This window comes from Acinetobacter sp. YK3 (genome assembly GCF_001729365.1).
Classification (GTDB): domain Bacteria; phylum Pseudomonadota; class Gammaproteobacteria; order Pseudomonadales; family Moraxellaceae; genus Acinetobacter; species Acinetobacter vivianii.
The window spans coordinates 81,216-102,748 of the sequence record NZ_LZPJ01000001.1 but is presented as its reverse complement, the minus strand read 5'-3'; the positions used below and the strand labels follow the sequence as shown (position 1 = coordinate 102,748).

18 protein-coding genes are annotated in these 21,533 nt (G+C 41.0%); 13 read left to right on the top strand and 5 right to left on the bottom strand.

Features of this window, described 5'->3' with window-relative positions; translation table 11 throughout:
• The first annotated feature begins 328 nt into the window (after positions 1-328).
• Positions 329-1,405 (top strand): aromatic ring-hydroxylating oxygenase subunit alpha, encoded by a 1,077-nt coding sequence (locus A9Z07_RS00435; RefSeq protein WP_069576162.1) that lies wholly within the window; start codon positions 329-331, stop codon positions 1,403-1,405.
• A gap of 12 nt (positions 1,406-1,417) precedes the next feature.
• The gene (locus A9Z07_RS00430) at positions 1,418-2,362 is read left to right on the top strand and encodes a PDR/VanB family oxidoreductase (RefSeq protein ID WP_069576160.1); all 945 of its coding nucleotides are present in this window, start codon (positions 1,418-1,420) and stop codon (positions 2,360-2,362) included.
• 44 nt (positions 2,363-2,406) lie between these two features.
• Here the strand turns inward: A9Z07_RS00430 and A9Z07_RS00425 are convergent, their stop codons facing one another.
• From A9Z07_RS00425 to mhpT, 3 genes are all read right to left on the bottom strand, one after another.
• Positions 2,407-3,099, bottom strand: coding sequence for a GntR family transcriptional regulator (locus A9Z07_RS00425; protein ID WP_086376837.1), 693 nt, complete (start codon positions 3,097-3,099; stop codon positions 2,407-2,409).
• Between the two features lie 122 nt (positions 3,100-3,221).
• Entirely contained in the window at positions 3,222-3,677 is a 456-nt protein-coding gene (locus A9Z07_RS00420) for a MarR family winged helix-turn-helix transcriptional regulator (protein WP_069576156.1), read from the bottom strand.
• 70 nt (positions 3,678-3,747) lie between these two features.
• Positions 3,748-4,980: a 3-(3-hydroxy-phenyl)propionate transporter MhpT gene (mhpT, locus tag A9Z07_RS00415; protein ID WP_069576154.1), complete on the bottom strand. Its 1,233-nt coding sequence runs from the start codon at positions 4,978-4,980 to the stop codon at positions 3,748-3,750.
• Positions 4,981-5,228: 248 nt separating this feature from the next.
• On the opposite strand from mhpT, the gene A9Z07_RS00410 reads away from it, so the two are divergent.
• From A9Z07_RS00410 to A9Z07_RS00360, 11 genes are all read left to right on the top strand, one after another.
• Complete coding sequence (locus A9Z07_RS00410; protein WP_171258931.1) at positions 5,229-6,068, top strand: p-hydroxycinnamoyl CoA hydratase/lyase; 840 nt, start codon at positions 5,229-5,231, stop codon at positions 6,066-6,068.
• Positions 6,069-6,105: 37 nt separating this feature from the next.
• Positions 6,106-7,557 (top strand): aldehyde dehydrogenase, encoded by a 1,452-nt coding sequence (locus tag A9Z07_RS00405; protein WP_069576151.1) that lies wholly within the window; start codon positions 6,106-6,108, stop codon positions 7,555-7,557.
• Positions 7,558-7,638: 81 nt separating this feature from the next.
• Entirely contained in the window at positions 7,639-9,525 is a 1,887-nt protein-coding gene (locus A9Z07_RS00400; RefSeq protein WP_171258930.1) for a feruloyl-CoA synthase, read from the top strand.
• Between the two features lie 75 nt (positions 9,526-9,600).
• Positions 9,601-10,740, top strand: a complete 1,140-nt coding sequence (locus A9Z07_RS00395) for an acyl-CoA dehydrogenase family protein (RefSeq protein ID WP_069576147.1) — start codon at positions 9,601-9,603, stop codon at positions 10,738-10,740.
• 82 nt (positions 10,741-10,822) lie between these two features.
• On the top strand, positions 10,823-12,073 hold the full coding sequence (locus tag A9Z07_RS00390) for an OprD family porin (protein WP_069576145.1): 1,251 nt from the start codon (positions 10,823-10,825) through the stop codon (positions 12,071-12,073).
• A 57-nt stretch (positions 12,074-12,130) separates the two neighbouring features.
• Complete coding sequence (locus tag A9Z07_RS00385; protein ID WP_069576144.1) at positions 12,131-12,667, top strand: DUF3237 domain-containing protein; 537 nt, start codon at positions 12,131-12,133, stop codon at positions 12,665-12,667.
• A gap of 40 nt (positions 12,668-12,707) precedes the next feature.
• A complete protein-coding gene (locus A9Z07_RS00380; RefSeq protein WP_069576142.1) occupies positions 12,708-13,097 on the top strand; it encodes a PaaI family thioesterase in 390 nt (129 codons plus the stop codon).
• 33 nt (positions 13,098-13,130) lie between these two features.
• The gene (locus A9Z07_RS00375) at positions 13,131-14,882 is read left to right on the top strand and encodes a tannase/feruloyl esterase family alpha/beta hydrolase (RefSeq protein ID WP_069576140.1); all 1,752 of its coding nucleotides are present in this window, start codon (positions 13,131-13,133) and stop codon (positions 14,880-14,882) included.
• 209 nt (positions 14,883-15,091) lie between these two features.
• Positions 15,092-15,790 (top strand): DUF1826 domain-containing protein, encoded by a 699-nt coding sequence (locus A9Z07_RS00370; protein ID WP_069576138.1) that lies wholly within the window; start codon positions 15,092-15,094, stop codon positions 15,788-15,790.
• Positions 15,791-15,935: 145 nt separating this feature from the next.
• On the top strand, positions 15,936-17,162 hold the full coding sequence (locus A9Z07_RS00365) for an acetamidase/formamidase family protein (protein WP_069576136.1): 1,227 nt from the start codon (positions 15,936-15,938) through the stop codon (positions 17,160-17,162).
• Positions 17,163-17,472: 310 nt separating this feature from the next.
• On the top strand, positions 17,473-17,898 hold the full coding sequence (locus A9Z07_RS00360) for a DUF4377 domain-containing protein (protein WP_069576134.1): 426 nt from the start codon (positions 17,473-17,475) through the stop codon (positions 17,896-17,898).
• A 104-nt stretch (positions 17,899-18,002) separates the two neighbouring features.
• Here A9Z07_RS00360 and A9Z07_RS00355 read toward each other — a convergent pair whose 3' ends face one another.
• Positions 18,003-20,261, bottom strand: a complete 2,259-nt coding sequence (locus A9Z07_RS00355) for a TonB-dependent siderophore receptor (RefSeq protein WP_069576132.1) — start codon at positions 20,259-20,261, stop codon at positions 18,003-18,005.
• A 133-nt stretch (positions 20,262-20,394) separates the two neighbouring features.
• Positions 20,395-21,426 carry a LysR family transcriptional regulator gene (locus A9Z07_RS00350; RefSeq protein ID WP_047428913.1) on the bottom strand — a complete coding sequence of 344 codons (1,032 nt, stop codon included), beginning with the start codon at positions 21,424-21,426 and terminating at the stop codon, positions 20,395-20,397.
• Between the last annotated feature and the right edge of the window lie 107 nt (positions 21,427-21,533).

The window sequence follows — 21,533 nt, the reverse complement described above, 5'->3', positions numbered from 1 at the left end:
AAGCAACTGAAAAACATAATTATAATTTATTTATAACTATGGAAACAAAAAATATGGATCCATAAAGCATTGCCTATTTTCCTTACCACAATTCCAAATATGAGATCCAATTCAGCTTTCAATCATACAAAAATGGATCCAAATAAAAACCAATAAAATTTTCTCCCAAAAACTCAAAAGGAATACAAAAGTCTTTAATAGCAATTAAAAATCCACAAAACAACCAAATTTAAAGATCAATATTTTTCAAAAAAAAGACTGCTTATCAATTGACCATTATTTTTATTTATTATAGATTGGATCCAATAAGTGATAAGGAGTCGTCACAATGTTTATTAAAAATGCTTGGTATGTTGCCTGCCGTCCAGAAGAAATCCAAGACAAACCACTAGGTCGCACTATTTGTGGTGAAAAAATTGTTTTTTATCGCGGTAAAGAAAACCAAGTTGCAGCCGTTGAAGATTTTTGTCCCCATCGCGGCGCCCCACTTTCACTGGGCTATGTAGAAGATGGAAACCTTGTTTGTGGATATCATGGGCTAGTGATGGGTTGTGACGGAAAAACTGTTGCAATGCCAGCCCAACGTGTCAATGGTTTCCCTTGCAACAAAGCATATGCAGTTGTCGAAAAGTTCGGTTTTATTTGGATATGGCCAGGTGAGAAAGCCTTAGCTGATGAAGCAAAACTGCCAACTTTAGAATGGGCAGATCATCCTGAATGGAGCTATGGCGGAGGCCTGTTTCATATTCAGTGTGACTATCGCCTGATGGTCGATAACCTGATGGATTTAACCCACGAGACCTATGTTCACTCAAGCAGCATCGGACAAAAAGAGATTGATGAATCATTACCTGTCACTAAAGTTGACGGCGACCATGTGATTACCGAACGCTATATGGAAAATGTGATTGCACCTCCATTTTGGCAAATGGCCCTTCGCGGCAATCACTTGGCAGATGATGTACCTGTTGACCGCTGGCAACGTTGTCACTTCTTTGCGCCAAGTAATGTGCATATTGAAGTGGGTGTCGCACATGCTGGACATGGTAGTTATCACGCACCAAATGACAAAAAAGTTTCCTCAATTGTGGTCGATTTTATTACGCCAGAGACTGAAACTTCACATTGGTATTTCTGGGGAATGGCACGCAACTTCCAGCCAGACAATGCTGAACTCACAGATCAAATTCGTGAAGGCCAAGGTAAAATCTTTACTGAAGATTTAGAAATGCTGGAGCAACAACAACAAAATATTTTAAATAATCCACATCGCAAGTTACTGATGCTCAACATCGACGCAGGTGGTGTACAGTCTCGTAAGGTGATTGAGCGACTGCTTGCCGAAGAAAATAAAACACCTCCTGAAACGTCCATACAGAAGTTTCCAAACATTCGGATTATTTAAAGGAGTATGAACATGGACGTTATTATTCAAAAAATTCACCAGCTCACCCCGACTATTCGTGCATTTGAATTGGTTGCAGCAAATGGTACGGAGCTGCCGAGTTTTGGAGCAGGTGCACATATTGATGTGCATCTGAAAAACGGTCTCACCCGCCAATATTCACTTTCAAACTGCTGCACTGAAAAGCATCGTTATGTGATTGGTGTTTTACATGATGCCAATTCACGCGGTGGTTCACGTTGCATCCACACCGAATATCGTGAAGGCGACCATTTAAAGATTGGTGAACCACGCAATTTATTTGAGATTCATCCTCAAACCAAACAGGCAGTTTTATTTGCGGGTGGTATTGGTATTACCCCTATTTTATCGATGGCATATCGGCTTAAAGCCGCCAATATTCCTTTCGAATTACACTACTTTGTTCGTAGTCATGAAATGATTGCCTTCTATGGCAACTTAACCGAGCACTTTGGTGACCAAGTCCATTTGCATATTCAAGACCAACCAGATACCGAATGTAATATAGCAGAGGTTTTGGATCAGAGTTCACCAGATAGACACTTATATGTATGCGGTCCGACAGGGTTTATGCAGTTTGTCATGAGCTCAGCCGAACAGGCGGGTTGGCACAATGAACAGTTACATCAAGAGCATTTTGTTGCGCAAACAGTAGATACGACTAACGATGAAGCTTTCACTATTGAAGTGAAAGGTACGGGTCGCCGAATTGAAGTATTACCAGAGCAAACTGCCACTGAAGCATTAATTGCAAATGGTTTTGATATTCCTGTTTCATGTGAACAAGGCATTTGTGGCACATGTATTACCCGCGTGGTAGAAGGCACGCCAGATCATCGGGATCTATTTATGACCGATGAGGAACATGCTTTAAACGACCAGTTTACGCCCTGCTGTTCTCGTGCAAAAACTAAAAACCTTGTGATTGAACTTTAATTCTTGAGTTCCTTTATTCAAACATAAAGGAACTTATTTTCATCTTAAGCGCTGAGAACATTTCTTAAAGTTTCACCTAAAATCACCACACTGCTGTGCTCACGCATTAAAGTTTCAGCACGCCCTGCTTGACGATGTACCAATGCATCGAAAATCGAACAATGCTGCAAATGTGCATAGTGCAAACGGCGATATTCTGACAAAGCCTGATTCTGGTCATAGGTAATGGCTTGGGCAGAAGCCATCGGCAATTGATTGTTTTTCGCTAAGGCTTGGATGAGCGCAACGTTTTGTGCACCTTCAATAATGGTGTCATGAAAGATGACATTAAAATGGTGATAACGTTCTAATTCAGCGTCGCCAAACTCGTCTTTATCATTAAATAGTTTTTCAGTTTCTTGAATGCAATGTTGCAGTGTATTTTTTTGTTCTTCGCTTAGGCCTTGTTCTGCCAAAGTTTTCGCAGCCAAACCTTCCAGAACACCGCGTACTTCAAGTGCATCATGAACAAGTTGTTCTGAAATTTCACGAACCGTGTAACCACGAGTTGGATTTTTAATGAGGAGCCCTTCTTGCTCGAGCAACCGAAAGGCAATACGAACAGGCTGCCTTGAAACACCAAGTAACTCGGCAGTCGGAATTTCGGCAATTCTGGCACCGCCTTCAAGTTCCCCTGAAATAATCATTTTTCTTAGTTTAAGTAAAACTTGTTGTCCTGAAGACATTCGCTGCCACACATCACCAAAAACGTCACTTCGATGCTAGCAAGTTCATTTGTAAAATGAAATAAATTTTCTGTGTGAATCAGTGCTTAAGCATTTTTATTAAGTTTAAAAATTAATTTACAACTGACATTCGTTCAAAGGTTTTTAAGATTATTCACCATAATATCGAGGTTATTACGAATTAAATAAGCCAAATTGATATCAATACCCTCCAGCATTTTTTCCTCAACTTTTGAAACCACTTCGTTACATTTATTGAGCTTATCAATACCGCTTTCGGTCAGTGTAATTAAAATACGGCGACCATGTGTTGGGTCCGGTTTTTTCTCAATCCAGCCATTCACCAGTAAATCTTGCAAAATTTTGTTGGCCGACTGCGGCTTAATGAAAGAGCGCTCAGCGAGCTTAGCATTGGATACATTACTTTTTGAAGCTAAAACAGAAAGTGCAGTAAATTGCGGCAAGGTAATCTCAAGCTCTTTTAAATGCTCTGTTAAATGTTTACTAATAATTCGGTCAACACGAGCAATCATGTAACTTAACTTAGGCTCATCTTCTACTTTTTTTTGAACTGAATTCAAACGTACCATAACCTTTCAATCATCATAAGAAAATCTGTAGTGAAAGTATGAAGCACTACCCCCATACTTTCGTTAAAACTTAGCGAGCACCTGAGCTTTGTACTAAATGTACAGGCTGTTTAGGTTTTTTGACAAGAAGTAATGCAGAGATCGCTGCAATTAAAATCACTGGAATGCTTGAACCAATTACAATGGTCGAGCTTTGTCCAAGTGAAAGTAAAAAACCAGCCATTAAAGGCCCTGCAAAAGAACCGATCCGCCCAATCGCAACTGCCGCACCTACTCCAGTTCCACGCATTTCGGTTGGATAATACATGGCAGCCAAACCGTATAATGCCGATTGTCCACCCACAATAAATAAACCACAACCCACTGCCGAAAGTGCAAGTAAAGCAACGGTTGGGGATATTGCTAAAGAACAAAGCGAAAATAAAATGCCGAGATAAATTAGCTTAATCACAAAACTCATGCGTAATTTATCAAGCAATACACCCATGAGAATTGAACCTAAAATTCCACCCACGTTGTAGCCCATCTGCACATAGTTTGCCTGAAGTTTCGATAAGCCTTGCGCGCCCATCAGCAACGGCAACCAATTCAATAAGAAATACAGTACAACGAGCGTACAGAAAAAACTGACCCAAAGTTGAATTGTCGACATACGACGCTCTTTCGCAAATAAAACTTCCAAAAATGGTGTCGTCTTTTGCGCTTGAACTTTACGTTGCAGGTAATCATTTGACTCAGGTAAAAAGCGCATAATCAGTGGAATGAGTAAAATAGGTGCAATCCCACCAATATAGAAAATATGACGCCACTCTGCATCGCCTGCCAACGACATCGCAACCACAGAAGTGAGTAATCCGCCAAAAGGAATGCCGCTATACATAATACTCACTGCGGTGCCCTTGTGCTTGTCAGGTACAGCTTCAGAGGCAAGTGTAATCATCATTGGCAATGCCCCACCCATTCCTAAACCTGTACAAAAACGAATGAGTAATAGCAAACTGAAGTTAGCAGCATAAGCCGTTAGCAAAGACATAATTCCAAAAAGTAAAATACTAAAAATTAGAATTTTCTTACGCCCGACAATATCAGCAAACCGACCGCCTAATATCGCACCTGGTAACGTCCCTAAAATTGCAGCACTAAATGCCCACGCCATCTGGGCATTGTCTAACATAAACTCAGCCCGCATTCGTGGAGCGGCTACCCCCATTGACTGAAGATCAAACCCTTCAAAAATTGCTATGGCAAAGCACAGTAGCAACGTTATTTTTGCCCTTGAAGGCTGTCCTGATATTTTTTCCATTGTGTTGTCCTTTATTGACTAGTCGTTCCATTTAGCCCTTTGTGTATTATTGTTTAAACACACCAAAAATATCAGTTAAACTTACTAAAAAATCAACATATTTTTATATTAAATTATTAATAAATTTAATTATTTATTAAAATACAATAAATTATAAAATATTTATGAAATTTTATAAAAAAGACTTGAATGTAAGTTTAACTGATATTAAATTAAATCCCAGAACAGCAAAAAATCATTCAAGGAGTATGAAGATGAGTTATGAAAACCGCTGGGAAACAGTAGATGTTAAAGTTGAAGATGGAATTGCATGGGTAACACTAAACCGCCCAGAAAAGAAAAATGCCATGAGCCCGACACTCAATCGCGAAATGATTGATGTACTTGAAGCGATAGAACTTGATCAAGATGCACGTGTGCTTGTGTTGACAGGTGCAGGTGATTCTTGGACAGCAGGCATGGACTTGAAAGAATATTTCCGCGAAGTCGATACTCAACCAGAAATTTATCAAGAACGTATTCGCCGTGACTCATGCCGTTGGCAGTGGCAACTTCTTCGCATGTATTCAAAACCAACCATTGCTATGGTCAACGGCTGGTGCTTTGGAGGCGGTTTCTCACCTTTAGTGGCTTGTGACCTCGCAATTGCAGCAGATGAAGCAACTTTCGGTTTATCTGAAATTAACTGGGGGATCCCGCCAGGTAACCTTGTAAGCAAAGCAATGGCAGACACTGTTGGTCACCGTGCCTCTTTGTACTACATCATGACGGGTAAAACCTTTAATGGTAAAGAAGCCGAAACTATGGGCCTTGTGAATAAAAGCGTACCGCTTGAACAGCTAAAAGCAGAAGTGACTGAGCTTGCAAACTGTCTACTTGAGAAAAACCCTGTGGTTCTTCGTACCGCTAAAAATGGCTTTAAGCGTTGTCGTGAACTGACTTGGGATCAAAACGAAGACTACTTATATGCCAAACTTGATCAATGTATCCACCGCGATACAGAAAATGGTCGCCAAGAAGGTTTGAAACAATTTTTAGATGAAAAATCAATTAAACCGGGTTTACAGAGCTATAAACGTACTGGTTAACTTTTGATTCTCTAATGGCAATGTAAGGACACAACCCATGCAAAATGTACAGTTACTTATTCACGGTCAATCTGTTGATGCATCAAATAAAGCAACTTTTGAGCGTATTAGTCCTATTGATGAATCAGTGGCAACTAAAGCTGCTGCTGCAACATTGGAAGATGTTGATCGTGCAATCGATTCGGCACAACAAGCTTTCAAAGTATGGTCGAAACTCTCGCCTACCGAACGCCGTTTACGCTTATTAAAAGCAGCCGATTTAATGGATCAAAAGACCGAGCAATTCATTGAAATTGGAATGCAAGAAACAGGTTCAACTGCAACATGGTATGGGTTTAACGTTCATCTTGCTGCCAACATGTTACGTGAGGCAGCAGCCATGACCACACAAATTGACGGAAGCCTCATTCCGTCAGATGTGCCGGGCAATCTTGCGATGGGTGTGCGAGTTCCTTGTGGTGTGATTGTTGGCATTGCACCTTGGAATGCCCCTGTCATTTTGGCAACACGTGCGCTTGCTATGCCTTTGGCTTGTGGTAACACGGTAGTGTTAAAAGCATCGGAAGCCTGTCCAGCAACACATCGTCTCATTGGTGAAGTGTTACATGAAGCAGGTCTTGGTGAAGGTGTGGTGAATGTGATTACGCATGCCGCTGAAGATGCACCACAAATCGTGGAGCGTTTAGTCTCTCACCCAGCCGTGAAGCGTATTAATTTTACGGGTTCAACCAAAGTCGGAAAAATTATTGCCGAGACTGCTGCTAAATATTTAAAACCTGTTTTACTTGAATTGGGTGGTAAAGCCCCTGTTGTGGTTTTAAATGAAGCTGACATTAATGAAGCCGTAAATGCAGTTGCTTTTGGAGCATTCTTTAATCAGGGGCAAATCTGTATGTCGACCGAACGTGTTTTGGTTCAAGACAATATTGCCGACCAATTTATTGAAAAACTGATTGAAAAAACCCGCGCTATTCGGGCAGGTAATCCAACCTCAAAAGACAATGTACTTGGTGTGTTAGAAAGTCGCCGCGCTGCAAACCGTATTCAGCATTTGCTGGAAGATGCTCAAAACAAAGGTGCTGACTTACCTTTAGGCATTCATATTGAAGACACCACCATGCAACCGACACTGGTGCTCAATATTAAACCTGACATGCTGCTTTACCGTGAAGAATCATTTGGACCTGTGTGCACCATTCAACGTTTTTCAAGTGTTGAAGAAGGCATAGCACTGGCAAATGACAGCGAGTTTGGTCTTTCTTCGGCAGTGTTTAGCCAAAATATTTCGCAGGCATTGGAAGTGGCTAAACAAATTGATTCGGGTATTTGTCACATTAACGGCGCGACCGTACATGACGAAGCTCAAATGCCATTTGGTGGAACAAAATCGAGTGGTTACGGACGTTTTGGTAGTAAAGTCTCTGTTGCCGAATTTACCGAACTACGCTGGATCACCATTCAGACCCAATCACGTCATTACCCGATTTAGTCAGAGTAATGCGGACAACAATATATTAAATAAAAATTGCATGATGCAAAGAATAAAGCGCAGTGATGCGCTTTCCATGGAGTGAAAGAAATGCAAATGAATGCCACTCAATCACAAGACCGCGAACGGTTCGTAAAATTAGGGCAACATGATATTCATTATCACCATAAAGATGACACGCTCTATATCAGCCCAAAAGAGCAATTAAAACCGTATCCACAAAAACTGACAGATCGGTTAATTCATTTTGCACAAACCAAACCCGACCATATTTTTGCAGCAAAACGCAATGCTCAAGGTGAATGGGTCAAACTGAGTTATGCAGAAGTTTTACAACGTGCATGGCACATTGCTCAGGCATTACATGAACGTAAGTTAAGCCAAGAAAGACCTCTGGTCATTTTAAGTGGTAATGATCTTGAACATTTAACACTGTCTATGGCTGCCATGCTGGCAGGTGTGCCTTTCTCTGCTATTTCCCCTGCCTACTCTCTGATTTCTCAAGACTTTGGCAAACTTAAACATGTGTTTGAAGTGCTTACACCTAGTATGGTTTATGCCAGCGATGGACAAGCTTTTGCCAAAGCGATTCAGGCATGTATTACATCCGACATTGAAGTGGTGACTAATAAAGGGATTGTGGGTGATCAGATCTGCACATCTTTTCAGTCGCTATTAGATACGCCAGTTTCAAATGTACAAGAGTTTTATCAAACCCTTGATGAAAACCAGATTGCCAAATTTTTATTTACGTCAGGTTCAACCAAATTGCCTAAAGCTGTACCGACCACGCATTTAATGTTGTGTGTTAATCAGCAAATGTTATTGCAGACTTTCCCTGAGTTTGAAGAAACACCACCTGTCCTACTGGACTGGCTGTCTTGGCACCACACATTTGGCGGCAGTCACAATGTCGGTATCGCACTCTATAACGGCGGTACGATTTACATTGATGATGGCAAACCCGTTGCAGGAAAATTTGACGAGACCATTCGTAACCTCAAAGAAATTTCTCCAACCGTTTATTTAAATGTGCCAAAAGGCTGGGAAGAACTCACCGAAGCTTTAGAAAAAGATGAAGAATTAAGAGACCGCTTTTTTGCCAAAGTTAAAATTTTATTCTTTGCAGGTGCGGCGCTTTCAGAAGCAGGCTGGAACAGACTCGATAAAATTGCTCAGCAACATTGCGGAGAAAAAATTCGCATCATGAGCGGATTGGGCATGACTGAAACTGCTCCCTCTTGTGCTTTTACAACTGGCCCACGCGTAATGGCTGGCTTTATTGGCTACCCTGCTCCAGGATGCGAAATTAAGCTAGTTCCATGTGGTGACAAACTTGAGTTCTGTGTTCGCGGCAAACATGTCATGAAAGGCTATTGGCGCTTAAAGGCAGACCAACAAAGTACTGTGTTTGATGATGAAGGCTTTTTCCATACGGGTGATGCTGTTCGTTTAGTCGATGTTAATGATCCAACTAAAGGCCTAATGTACGACGGACGAATTGCCGAAGACTTTAAACTCAATACAGGCACTTTTGTGAATGTAGGCACACTACGCAACAAAGTGCTCATTCAAGGTAATTTACTGGTTCAAGATGTTTGTATTACAGGTTCAAACCTGAATGCGGTTGGCTTTCTGATTTTTCCAAAACTAGATGCGTGTGCTCAACATGCAGACCTTAAGCTGGGCGAACATTCTCCAGCAGAGATACTACAGCATCCTAAAGTTCAGCAATGGTTCCGCCAATTTTTAACGACCTTTAATAAAGATGCGACTGGTAGCTCAAATACAGTCTCAATGCTTTATTTAATGACCGAGCCACCTCAACTCGATGCAGGCGAAGTGACCGATAAAGGCAACCTCAATCAAAGTAATATAACCAGGCGTCGTGCTGCTTTCATTGATGAGCTTTATCAAAAGCAGACCGAAAACCCGCTGATTATTCGGGTGCCCACCTTAAAACAATAAGCAATTGAAATAAAAAAGGAAGCTCAAACTTCGGTTTGGGCCTTAGCCTCACTTTTGCCAAAAAAAAGGTTCAACATGCCACACGATACAGAATTTGAACTATTTCGGGACAGCTATCGCAGGTTCTTAAGAGAACAGGTTGCTCCGGATTATGAACAGTGGGAACACGATGGCCTCATCCCACGTGAGCTATGGCTTCGTCTTGGGGAAAATGGCTTTTTATGTGTGGATGTGCCCGAGGAATATGGCGGTTACGGCGCTCCTGTTCATTACTCACTCATGCTGGTTCAAGAAACTGCTCAAGCTGGCTTTGCATCTTTGGCAGTCGCGATTGGTGGACAAAATGAGTTGGTCTCTCCTTACCTACAAAATATCGGGTCCGAAGAGCAAAAACGTTATTGGTTACCGAAAATGGTTACAGGTGAAGTCGTCACTGCAATTGCCATGACAGAGGCCAATGCAGGTTCAGACTTACAGGCCATCCGTACTCAAGCGATTTTAGAAAATGACCACTACCGTATTAATGGTTCAAAAACGTTTATCTCAAATGGATTACATGCCGATCTGATCGTTCTGGTGGCGAAAACCGATCCGCAAGCCAAAGCAAAAGGTATTTCAATTTTCTTAGTTGATGCTGATTTAGACGGCGTCAAAAAAGGCCGCTCTTTACAAAAAATCGGGCTGCATGCCCACGATACAGCTGAACTGTTTTTTGATGATGTCTGTGTGCCTACAACTCAGCGTTTGGGTGAAGAAGGACAAGGTTTCGCCTATTTAATGCAAGAGCTACCTCGCGAACGTTTGAGCATTTCTATGATGGCTTTGGGATCAATTTTGGGGGCTATTGAAATCACCAAAGACTATGTATTGGAACGTAAAGCTTTCGGACAGCCCTTAAGTCAAATGCAAAACACGCGCTTTGTACTCGCAAACGCACAAATCAAAGCAAAGGCTGCTCAAGCCTTTGTAGATCAATGTGCAGCGCTATATCAACAACACATGTTAAGCGTCACTCAAGTTGCCGCCTTGAAGTGCTTTATCACCGATGTCCAATGTGAAGTGATTGATCAATTGCTTCAGCTTTTTGGCGGCTACGGCTACATGCAGGAATACCCGATTTCACGCTTTTTTGTGGATGCACGGGTACAAAAAATTTATGGGGGAACCAATGAAATTATGAAGGAAATCGTGGCCCGAGAACTGCTCGGAAAATAATTCGCTTTAAAAACTAAATCAGGCAGACACAACAATCATGCCTTATTGAAAACAAAAAAATGATATTTCAGGAAGAAATGCGATGTCGAAATTATGGATGTACTCTACCCTTATGCTCTCAGGCTCGGTCTGGGCGGGCAGTTTTATTGATAACAGCTCAGTAGAACTCACCACACGAAATTTCTATTTTGACCGTGACTATAAAGAGCTATCCGCTTACCCCGCTGCCAAGGACTGGACGCAAGGGTTTATTCTCAAAGCCAACTCAGGTTATACCGAAGGGACAATCGGTTTTGGGTTGGATGTACTGGCAACAGCAGGTTTTAAACTGGATGCCGATGCCGAACATGCTGGTACTGGCAATTTACTCAGAAATGCGGTCACCAATGAACCCGCCGATTCTTATGGAGAAATTGGGGTTACCGCAAAAGCCAAAATGAGCCAGACCGAGCTACGCATCGGTACGCTCATGCCGATGAATCCTGTTCTAGTGGCTTCACCTGCTCGTTTGCTTCCTCAGACCTATCGAGGTATTTCACTGACCAGTAAAGATATTAAAGACTTCGACTTACAGGCAGCCTATCTCGATAAAGTGAATCATCGTGATTCGACCGACTACGAAAAAATTAAAATTTCAGGCGTGAATGGACGATTCAAAGGTGCTGAAACCGATGGGCTCTATTATTTAGGCGGGAACTATCAACTCAATCCCACATTTAAGCTCACCGCTTTTTATATGGATGTTGATGATCTATATAATCAGACTCTGGTCGGTGTATTACATCAATATAAAATTAATGACAGCACCAATCTGAGTTCACAATTACGCTACTACCGCAGCCGCGATGACGGACAAGCAAAAGCAGGCTTAGTCGATAATGACCTTTACCATGCGCATTTCGAACTCAAACATCAAAACCATAAATTTATTTTTGGGACTTTCCAACACCACGGCGACACTGCTTTCCCGTATTTGACTGGAGGTGAAACTGGCTTACTCATTGATACATGGCCAGGTGAGTTTTTAAACCCAAAAGAGAAAGCCTATAGCTTCCGTTATGAATATGACTTTAAAGATTATGTACCAGGTTTACGCTTTATGACCCGTTACACCACAGGTCACAATATTTATGCACCCAACTTAGGTGGTACCAATCTAAAAGAGCGCGAAACAGACTTTGATTTAGGTTACACCGTTCAAAGTGGCTGGTTAAAAAATCTAGGGTTACGCGCGCGCTATGCCATTTATGACAACAACATGCTCTCTACGGCCAACATCAAACCTGTAAATGAAACCCGTATCAACATCGACTACATATGGAAATTTAAATAATTCAAAACAAGAGGTTCTGTGGCACATAGAACCTCTTTTTATTTCGGGAAATCCATCATGAAGAAAGTTGTAACACTACTCTGCGGAATGAGTCTAATTGCCCTGACTCATGCCGAAACGCAATATAGCCCACCACCTATTCAACTTGAGCCTTTAGCAAAATTTAGTGTTGATCTGAATGCCCCTGTTTGGGAATTAGGTACAACCAGTGATGCAGGTAAACGCCGAATTATTCCGATTACAGGTGGGACATTTGCAGGGAAATCACTTAAAGGCCGCATTTTAAATAATGGCGCAGATTGGCAAATTGTCGACAGTAAAGGATTAGCCATTATTGATACACGATATTTGTTAGAAACCGATGATGGTGCGCTTATTTACCTTCAAACCAAAGGTTACCGACATGGCTCGGCCGAAACGCTAAAACAGCTTGCCCAAGGCAAAGATGTCGACCCGAAAAATTACTATTTCAAAATCACCATGCAGTTTGAAACCAGCTCACCTAAATATGCATGGCTTAACCAGACCGTTGCAGTAGGGAGTGCAATGCGCTTGGGTAAAGCGGTTATTTATGATGCCTATACCCTGAAATAATAATTTTTATAACACCAACAAAAAGGATGGACCCTTCACTATGGACCCAAAAATTTTAGAACATTTACCGCCAATTCATCACCATTTGGGTGGACACAATATTCATTGGAATGAAAAAAATACTGAACTCACCATCCATTACACGGCGCTAGAAAGCTTTATCAATCCACGCGGCACCGTTGAAGGCGGCATGATCTGCGCGATGCTTGACGATGTAATGGGGCTTTTTGCATTTCTTGCAAATGGCCGTAAACCAGCCACCACCATCAACTTAACGATGGATTTTTTAAGACCCTGTGCTGTGGGCGAAGTCATTACAAAATGCCGATTCATTAAACAAGGCAAAACCGTACTGAATCTCGAAAGTGAAGCTTGGCAAAACAACAAAATGATTGCACGAAGCACAGCTAATTTTCTGGTTTTAGATTAATTGCGACCATTCATTCAATAAGGATATGAATAAATGAATTACACCAATAATAAACGAATTTTGACCCGCTCCTCTTTAGTGCTTGCCATGCTTGGCGCTTTGGGAGGCTGTGGAAGTGATAATGATGACATAACGGTTCCTTCAACAACCAAACCACCACAGTTATCTCCTGCTGTGGGCGTAAAAATGACAGGAAGCTGTACCGACTTACTTGGATTTCAATACAATAATACCGTCATTAGCTCAGCTACTCTTCAAGAAGCAGGCACATTGACTGTGGCCAACAAACCGATTGGCGCTCATTGTTTGGTCAAAGGTTATATGGACCAACGTGTAAGCCCAGTCGATGGACAAACCTATCAAATTGGTTTTGAAATGCGCTTACCTGTTGATTGGAACGGCCGTTTTCTCTATCAAGGCAATGGCGGAACCGATGGCAATTTAGTACCTGCAACAGGTCAGGTCGGCAGCGGTGGCCCACTGACCAATGCCCTACATGATGGTTTTGCGGTTATTTCTTCCGATGCAGGACATAATGCTTCACAAAATCCAATGTTTGGTTTAGATCCTCAAGCCAGAATTAACTACGGCTACGGTGCGATTACCAAACTCACACCTATGGCAAAAAACCTAATTAAAGCCGCCTATGGTAAATTGCCAGATCGCTCCTATGCGGGTGGTACATCTAACGGCGGGCGTCATGCCATGATTGCTGCAACCCGTTTGGGCGACCAATATGATGGAATTTTAGCAAGTACACCGGGTTTTCACCTACCTCGTGCGGCCGCGGCTCAACTCTACACGGCGCAGCAACTTCGTCGTGTTGCAACAGATGAAAATGACCTAAGTACCGCTCTTACTCTTTCGGAACGTAAAGTATTAGCAAAAGCGATTTTAGATCGATGCGATGCTTTAGACGGTGTTGCCGATGGATTAGTTCAAGATGTTGAGGCTTGCCGTACGGCTTTTGATATTCACAAAGATGTACTTGTTTGCTCAAACACAAGAGATGGCACATGCCTAAGCGCTGAACAAATTGATGTAGTAGCCAACATTTACCGTGGCCCTGTAAATTCTGCTGGACAAGCACTTTATGCAACTCAGCCTTTCGACCCCGGTTTAGTCGGCAGTAACTGGGCAAGCTGGAAATTCGAATCTTCGGTAGGAACAGCACGTGATCCTGTTGCAGTCGGCATTCTGTTTCAGGTTCCACCAGACCCAACCGTGACGCAAAACTCTAGACAATTTGCCTTTAATTTTAACTTCGATACCGACTATCCAAAACTATCGGCAACTAATGATATTTACACTGAAAGCTCCATGTCATTCATGATACCACCCGATGAATTGAATCTGGATAAACTCCGTAATCACGGTGGCAAAATGATTGTGGTACAAGGCACAGCAGACGGCGTTTTCTCTGTAGATGACACTCAAAATTGGTACGATCAACTACTACAACACTATAAAAATGATGCAAAAGGCACAGCACCTGAATTTGCACGTTTCTTTAGAGTTCCGGGCATGAACCATTCCCGTGGTGGCATTGCAACCGACCAATTTGATGCTTTAACCACTTTAGTCAACTGGGTTGAATATGGACAGGCACCAGACCGTATCATTGCGACTGCGCGCGGTACAGGCAACCCAAGTGGTGAAGTGAATACTGAACTTCCGCAAGATTGGGCACCAGACCGTACCCGTCCACTTTGTCCTTACCCCCTGATTGCCCGTTACAATGGTCAGGGTGATAGCGAAAAAGCTGAAAACTTTAGCTGTAAATAAGTCCATTGGAACTAAAAGAGAGCTTATTTAAGCTCTTTTTTAATTTTAAGAATGGTGGAGGCAAGCAGATGATTTTCATAAATATCATTTTATAGATCATTTATTTTCCCCTAAGAGCCTCAAGTTAGCTCCCTGTTATAGCTCAAAATAAAAAAATCTTTAAAATGAAGTGTAATATTATTGGATATAGTCTCTTTTTTATTTCTGTTATGAACAATACGCTCTCTAACAACAAACAAGTTGGAATGGTTTCTACTTTTTCCGAACTTATAAGCACCCATTTTCAAGGAGAGATGAATGCTATTTGCTGGTACAGAAATTTGGTTGGCGATTTTAAAGAAATTGTGGCTCAACTTCAGTTAAAAGAGAACATTACAGAAATTTCAATAGAAGATCTTTTGGCACTGCAACTTTCAGTACAAGGTCATCTGGCAAGAGAAATGATCTTAAATGATATGCAATTATTAGCTGATCTTGGAGCTTCGCCTGCGCTTAATTTAATTCAAAGTTACGAACGCGATGATGAACTGGATTTCATTTCCACAGATGTGTATTCCTATCACGTTGATCGTTCACCCATCGAAACAGACACATTTTTATGCACCTATCATGGTGCTGCTAGCGAAATCCTGCCCAATGATCAGGCGCAACAAAAGATTTTAATTCCAGAAACCAGAGAACAGCTCAGAAAATTACATGACGGGCCAGAAGCTGAATTTGAGCATTTCTTGCAAGAGTACTTTTTTGATTTGCATTATCAGGCCCAGCCTGATGCACAACCAGTCAATTTAGGTGTGGGACATCTTTGGCGCTTAGCCGTCGATCATCCAACCCAACAAGTCTTGCCTTGTATTCATAGAGCACCTATTGAAAAAGATGGCGAATATAGGTTGCTGTTGATTTGTTAGGAGGCTAATGCACTAGATTAGACAGCTATTATGTGAATATAGTGCATTTTTCATTTAAATTATCCAATAAAATCAAATTTTAGCGTGGCATAAAATTTGCTCTAAACATATCCGTTATTTTTTAAAATTCATTAGGATATGTTTTATGTTTAAGCGCTCGCTCCTCTCTTTTGTCATTCTCAGCAGTTTTGCGACGTCAACGGTTTACGCAGAAAGTTTTAATATTCTTAAACAGATCTCAAATAAACCTGTCCAGCTAAAAGATGGTGACTATAAAGGCAATTATTATGTTCCTTCGACTTTAGAGACCATCACTTGGGGCTATTTACCCAATAAAGATGCCAAGCCTGTTATTGCTGTTCCATCAGGAAGTGTGGTGACCTTTGATACGGTCTCACATGAAGGCTTATTGGAGGATCAAGGGCGTGATGCAGAAAAATATTTTAAATCGAAAGGTGTAAAAGCTGAAAATATTCTCGATGAAGCAAAAACAATTACGAAATCTAATTTAAAACATGATTTTCATCAGGATGGCCCGCATATCGTCACTGGACCTGTTGAAATTCAAGGTGCACAACCCGGTGATATTTTAAAAGTCGAAGTCATTAAAGTTGAACCTCGTGTTCCTTACGGCGTTATTTCCAATCGTCATGGTAAAGGAGCACTGGTGGGTGAATTTCCTAAAACACCTAAACAAGAAAATGCATCTGCTGCTCACCCAGAACGTTATGGGAATGTTTCAGTATTTACTCCGATAGAAAAGAACGCCAAAGGTGAATATGAAGGCGTACTTAAAACAGAATCAGGAAAAGCGATTCGTTTCGCGCTTTATCCATTTATGGGCATTATGGGAGTAGCGGCCAATACATCTGAGCCTGTCCATTCTGTCCCGCCTGCAATGTATGGCGGTAATATTGATATCAACGAGTTAGGCGCTGGATCAACCATTTATTATCCAGTACAAGTTCCCGGTGCGCTGTTCTATACAGGCGATAGCCATTTTTCACAGGGTGATGGTGAAGTTGCGCTGACAGCGCTAGAAGCATCCGCTCGTGCAACCCTTAAATTTACCTTATTAAAAGCAGGCAAAGATAAAATCCCTGGTAAGGAAATTGTGCAGCCTTTGGCAGAGAATGCAGAATTCTGGATTACGCCAGGACTGGATGAGGATTTAGATGAAGCTATGAAAAAGTCGACTCGTGAAGCAATTCGCTTTTTAAATCAGGAATATGGCATTGACGAAGCGCTTGCTTATGCTTATCTAAGTGCAGCCACAGATTTTGAGGTTTCGCAGGTGGTGGATAAAACCAAAGGAATTCACGCAAAAATACGTAAAGCTGATTTTAAAGAATTTAATCAAACAGCCAAATAATACAGTCAATCCCTAATTGTTATTTTGCTCAGAGAGTTAGCGTGTATGGCTTGGCTCTTTGAGCTTTATATTTAATTGATAGGATGAAGATAGTATGGAAATTGATACTTCTACTCACGCTATATATTTATTCTCTACAATGACCAGTCGAAATGGAATAAAACACGTTCAGTTGGTTAGGAATATCACCCAATATCTTAGAAAAAAGATACTAGATTGCTCAATAAAAATGATAATTAGTTAACACTTTATTAACATCAGTTCTTATGATTTCTTTTATGATGAGACTTTTCAATAATTGAGAAAACAAATGAAAAAAATCTTATTTATAGCATTAACAACAATTGCGCTAACAGCTTGTTCAAAAGAAGCGAATAAACAGACTGAGACCAAACCCACAACTGAAGATAAATCTGTCACTGCACAAACGGGAGCAGAGCAAACGCCTAGCCGAGTTTCATATCTTGAGATTTCTCCAAAAACTCAAAAATGTGATGCTGGAGCAGGACAAATGGATTGCTTACAAGTTAAACAACTTGATTATAAAGATGGGCAAAAAACATATAAGAGCAAAGATTGGGAAAATTTCTATGCAGAAATCGAAGGTTTTACGCATAAGAGCGATGAACAAGTCCTCATTCGTGTTAAAGAATATGACATCCCGAATCCACCAGCTGATGGCTCAAGTATCCGTTATGTCCTAGATGAAGTCATTGAAACGGTTCCTAGCAAATAAAAATTTTTAAATAAAAAGCACTTGGTTTTAGTACCGAGTGCTTTTTATTTTTAAAACCTGAACTGTTTAGTTGGCGGCCCGCCTACACCTTTCTTATATATGATTTAGAATTTTGCTCGCAAAGATAAGGTTACATTACGTGGTTCTCCCCAATACACACCATTATAAAACCCTATTTCCTGATAATACTTTTTATCAAATAAATTAGTAACTTGAATATTAGCACTCAGTTCTTTACTTAATTCATAGCCAATATTGGCGTTTGCCAGAAAATATGCTTCTTGTCGAATAAAACCATCTGTATTCGATGGTGCTCCACCCCATTTGCGCTTTACTTCACTTTGCCAATTTACCCCAAACCCTACGTTTACCTTATTTGCACCATCCCATAAATCTTCTGGTAATTTAAAGTTGGTATAAACCTTCGCTAAGTTTTGGGGAATAGAGGTTGAGGCGCTTACTTGTTCTGAACTTATGCTGTTTACATAGGTATAACCAGCTGTAATATTCCAATTAGGTGTGATCTGCCCAATAGCTTCGAGTTCAAAACCTTCAATTTTTAACCCCTCACCTGATGCTTTCATTGGGTCAGCACCATCATCTGTTTTAATACCCGCAGCGACTGCTTCACTATCAAGTATAGCAACATTCGATTTTTTAGACCAAAAAGCAGCAGCTGTTGCCAGCAATTGATTGTCTAGCAAACTTGCTTTCAAACCTGCTTCATAACTTTTACCAACTTCTGGCTCCAAGAAACTATTATTACGGTCTTTTTGACTACTTGGATTAAACATATCGGTATAACTGGTATAGGCCGTTATAAAATCATTAAGATCATATGTCACTCCAAAGTAAGGCGTAAATGCATCAGCTTTTACATCACTTTTCGTTCCATTCGTCGCTGAATAATCACTATAGCGTCCACCTACAATTAATTTTAATTCATCGGTAACATTGAGTTTTAAAGTGCTATATACCCCATAATTACGTTGTTTGGCATCTTGGGTTGCTGGCGTAACGGTATAATCTGGTTTAATGGTTGCATTGCCATCCCATGTACGCCAATCATTAATCACGCATGTATCACCAATATTATTAGAAGGTAAAGTGACATCATTCACTTTTTTAGTACACGTCAATTGACCACTCGCCAAACCATTGAGCTGACCTGAAGGACTATCTGTAGAACGGTCAAAGCCATTAGCACCAATAATAAGTTCATGTTCGCGATTAAATAACTTAAAAGGACCGCTCGCATACAGCTCTAAACTGGTTTTTTTAGATTCTGATGTTGGATAGACTGTTGACCATACTCCTACTCCTGTCCCATCATTTTGATTCGGGAAACCAGAACCGCCATAGGACATCAACCAAAAACTTTTGGATAGTGAATACGCGGCAGCAGCCTTGATCGTCCAATTATTATCAAATTTATAGGTCAAATCGGCAAATGCTGTTTTATCTCGTTGACTAATGGTGTTCCAGCTATTCGCCAAGCTAAAATTTCTTGGTAAATTGGCAAGCGAACCATCTTGATTCCAGTAAGGTACTGTTCCCCATGTCGAACCACGAGGCTGATTATCTTGATACTGGAAGCCAACACTACCCGTTAATTTTTCTGTAATATCGGCTTCTACCATTGCCATTGCAGCCAAAGTTTCTAGAGAGTAGTAATCCATATATGAATCACCCTCAGTTCGGGCTGCCATCACTCGGCTTCTTACACTCCCGTCTGTGGATAATGGAATCGAAACGTCAACTTCATTACGAATTTTATTCCAACGGCTAAATGAAGTTGCTACATTACCCGACAGTTCTTTAGCTGGTCGCTTACGAATCATATTAATGGTTGCAGAAGGATTTCCTGTACTCCCTGTTAAACCCGTCGCACCCTTCACAACCTCAATACGATCAAAGAAAAAACTATCTACACGTGGACTATTTTCACCTATTGGCATTCCATCGATTTGTCGATTTGTAATTGCATAACCTCTCGCAAAATAATTTGAACGCTCGCTATCATTTTTAGTGACTGTTACCCCAGGTGTAGCAGCAAGGACATCATCGATAATATTTAGATTTCGCTGTTCTATTTGTTCTCGTGTAATCACACTGACTGATTGAGGCGTTTCTTTTAAAGAAAGTTTAAGCTTGGATGAACTTCGAGATGAGTTCGCTTTAAAACTTTTATTCCCTTCAGTTTTTTCATCTTCTTCCGCAGTAACTTTTATTGTAGGTAAGATTGAAGATGACTCCTTGGCCAAAAGCTGTTCTTGTGCAAGCGCACTGTTTGATAAAACGCCCCACACTAAGATTGACTTTATCGCAATATTTAAAGCAGTTTTTCTGATCTGGCTGTCCATAATATTTTAACAAATAAACAAGAATCATTATTATTATCATTTAACCAACAAAAACAAACAAATTTAACTGATTTCTATTATTTATTAGAAATATAAGCCTCTTGATCGCATATTTTGTCTTTAATTCATTGAATCAAGTCTTTAACGCCCTTGCCTCAGCAATATTATGCTGTTCAACCAAAGTACGAATCGTATATTCATGATTGGTTTTTTGGTCACAGGCAAATTCACATTTTTGATCCAACGGCAACGCACTACCCCCAAGCAATGGACAACCAGCAAACAGCTCCGCTACCCAATCGACAAAGACCCGAACCTTTTGCGATAAATGTCGACTTTGCAAATAAACGACCGAAATCGGCATCGGCGCAGGTGTCCATTTTGGCAAAACTTCTTTTAAACTTCCCGCCTCAAAATGATTGGTCAACATATAGCGTGGGCCCTGAATTAGACCAAAGCCTTGCAAGGCCAAATCAATATAAGCGTCGCCATCATTAACAGACACATGCCCATTGACACTGACACTTTGAATCAGGTCATCGACCACAAAATCCCAGTCAAAATTACGCCCTGTACGGCTGGAAAAGAAATGAATGGCTTGATGATTTTTTTGCAAATCCTCAAGTGTTTTCGGTTCACCATATTTTTCTAAATAGCATGCCGATGCTGCTGTTGCACACTGGAATGTTCCGATACGGCGTGCAATTAAACTGGAGTCTTGTAACTCCCCGACACGAATCGCGCAATCCACCGCCTCACCGACCAAATCCACAGGGCGATCATTCATTCCGATCACCAAATCAATATCGGGATAGCGGTTATGAAACTCTCTTAACCTTGGAATTAAAATCAAACGCCCAATTGAAACTGGGACATCAATACGTAATCTTCCTCGCGGTCCTCGCTCCTCATCGTGGAAAGAAGACTCAATATCTTCGACATCTGCCAAAATTCTGAGCGTACGGTCATAATACACTGCACCATCGGGGGTTAGACTGAGTTTACGCGTGGTTCGATTGAGTAAGCGAACTTGTAAATGTTTTTCTAAAGCCTGAATCGTGGTGGTAACCGATGCGCGCGGTAATCCAAGACTATCGGCAGCCAGACTAAAGCTGTTGGTTTCAACCACTTTATTAAAGACTTTCATTGCATGAAATAGATCCACTGGCCCACTCCCATTGATGCATTTTTTGGCTTTTACACATCAATTATTATAAAAATACGAATAGTGTTATCAAATTTAGTATATTTATTCGTAATTGACAAACTTTT